Annotated in this window: 1 protein-coding gene; it reads left to right on the top strand. The window is 37.1% G+C overall.

Translation table 11 applies throughout. From position 1 onward, the window contains the following. On the top strand, positions 1–2,713 hold a 2,713-nt coding region (locus DMB71_RS00195; protein ID WP_162614732.1), incomplete at its 5' end, for an Ig-like domain-containing protein. Positions 2,714–2,899: the final 186 nt, after the last annotated feature.

Below are 2,899 nucleotides of genomic sequence, written 5' to 3'. Positions count from 1 at the left end.
GGGAGATGGCTTTATCGCCAAATTTAATAAGGACGGACGCAGAGAGTGGGGAACCTATTATGGAGGAACAGGCCAGGACATCATTTATGATTCTAAAGTGGATACTAATGACAATATTATCCTTATAGGTTCAACATTCAGCAAAAATGGCATTGCTACGGCTAATTCATTTCAGGAAACGCATACCACTTCCGATCGGGAAGGATTTTTAGCTAAATTTACCGGCAATGGAAATCTGGTCTGGGGGACTTATTTTGGTGGGGAAAAAACAGACTACTTTCACGATCTGGGAATAGATTCCCATAATAATCTGTATTGTCTTGGCCAAACCAATAGCAACAAAGGAATTGCAACGGCTGGCATTTTTCAGGAAAATTTCATTGCTAATGGTTCTGGCAATAACGGAGCCATTCTGAAATTCGATCCGAACGGTTTTAAAATATGGGGGTCGTATTTTTACCCAGAAGCCTTAGGGCTTTCAGTTACTAAAAATGGAACAATATACTTTACCGGACGGGCAAAAGCCGGCTTCTCCGCTACGCCAAACGCTTATATGGAAACCCCTTACAGCAATGCGTCAGGCATCGACTCTTTTTTAGTAAAATTCAGTACAGATGGAAAAAGAAAATGGTCTACCTATTTTAGCGGAGAGGCTGCTGATGATGCTTTTTCAACTGCTGCAGATGAAAATGGGAATCTATATTTGGCTGGCACCACCCAGAGCTTGCTGAACATAGCAACACCAGGTACACATCAGAACACCAATTACACCAATCTCGCTTTTAATGCTGGAGATGCATTTCTGGTAAAGTTCCAGGACTGCGAATCTAATTCCCATATTTCAAGCAATTCACCCATTTGTATTGGACAAACTATAGAACTTTCTGCTTCAGGAGGAACCGCTTACAATTGGAGTGGGCCAAACGGCTTCACATCGCAAGACCAAAATCCAGCAATAGCCAATGCTGCGGCAATAAACAGTGGCGAGTATAATTGTATAATATCAGGGGCGCCTGGAAGTTGTCCAAGCACTTTATCTTTAAAGGTCGCTATTGGAGATAACATTGCTCCTATTCCAACTATTGCAGTTTTAGTAGATGTGAGGGGCAACTGCCAAACCATAATAAACACAATTCCGACAGCAACAGATAATTGTGCAGGATTAATAACTGCCACAACTGAAAATTCGTTGAATTTTACTTTGCCGGGAATCTATACTATAACATGGGATTATAATGACGGAAATGGGAACATTTCTAAACAAAATCAAAAAATTATCATTGAAGAACAGCCTCTGCCAATTTCAAATTCTCGACAAACATTCTGCTTCAGTGATCACTTAAATATACAAAACATAGAAATTACGGGCACCGACATTAAATGGTATGATGCTGAAAATCAAGGAAATGTCATTCAAAAAACAACACCTCTGGCAGATAATCAGATCTATTATGCATCTCAAACCGTAAATGGTTGCGAAAGCAGAAGAATTCCTATTCATATAAAAATTGTTCATCCAAACAAACCTTCAACTGAATCTAATCAGTCTTTCTGTTCAGATCAGAATCCGATTATTTCAGATCTCAAAATTATAGGTGAAAACACAAAATGGTATGATTCAGAAACGGCAGGAACTCTTTTACCAAATACAGCAATACTTGAAGACAATAAAATATACTATGCATCTCAAACCATTAATTCATGTGAAAGCGAAAGAATTCCCGTTCGCGTAAATATTACCAGTAAGCCTTTAGCTCCAACAGGAGACACTAATCCGATATTTTGCAAAAGTGAGAATGCTGTCTTAAACAATATAAGCATTAATGGTCAAAATTTAAAGTGGTATGATACCAATACTGCAATAACTGCACTTTCACCTAATACTGTTTTACAAAATGGGGCAACGTATTATGTATCTCAAACGATTGCCTGCGAAAGTGAAAGACTCCCAGTCTCAGTTACTGTCCTTCAAGATGATGCCCCAGTAGCAGAAAGCCCTCAGTTTTTTTGCGCTAGCCAAAATGCCGTTTTAAAAGACATTACAATTATAGGTCAAAACACAATATGGTTTGATTCTCCAACAGGTGGAAATATTTTAAATGAAACAACGAAGCTTAATAATACTGCATACTATGCAAGTCAAAATTTGAATGGCTGTGAGAGCCCAAGAAAAGCGATATTCGTCAAAATTATAGAATCCCAAAGTCCTGATGCTGATCCTGAGCAAAATTTCTGTTCAAACCAAAATGCAACCATTAGCTTCATTAAAGTTTATGGACAGAATATAAGATGGTACTCTTCCCTATTAGACGAAACAAATCTTTCTGAATCAACGCTAATTGAAGATGGAAAAACATATTATGCTTCCCAGACAATTGACAGTTGTGAGAGCATGAGAACTCCAGTAAAAATAAATATAAAAAATGCGGCCGTTGACTGCCCTGATCCCTTTAATGAAATTTCTTTTCCAAAATTTTTCACTCCTAATGATGATGGCTATAATGATACATGGATAATCAATTCAGAATATTTAGCAACAGGCTCTGCTATTAGAATTTTTGATCGATTTGGAAGATTAATTACAGCACTAACGGCTAATAATTCTTGGGATGGAACTTATAAAGGACTTGATATGCCGTCCTCTGATTATTGGTTTGTGGCAACAGCTGCAAATGGAAATGAATTCAAGGGCCACTTTAGTTTAAAGAGGTAAAAGAATATTAAACAGTTATCTGCTTTACAAATAATCAGATGAAAAATAAAATTCAGAAATACACTTTTAAAATTTCATAATAATAAAAAAGCTACATAACCGATCAATAAACAGTTCCTAAATCGGATTTAAAATTTTCAAATCACCGTGAAAATGGTTCGAGAATTGTCCTGTTAGGGCTACTAA

Source organism: Flavobacterium tistrianum (assembly GCF_003254545.1).
In the GTDB taxonomy this organism is placed as follows: Bacteria; Bacteroidota; Bacteroidia; order Flavobacteriales; family Flavobacteriaceae; genus Flavobacterium; species Flavobacterium tistrianum.
This window is presented reverse-complemented; position numbering and strand designations above follow the sequence as displayed.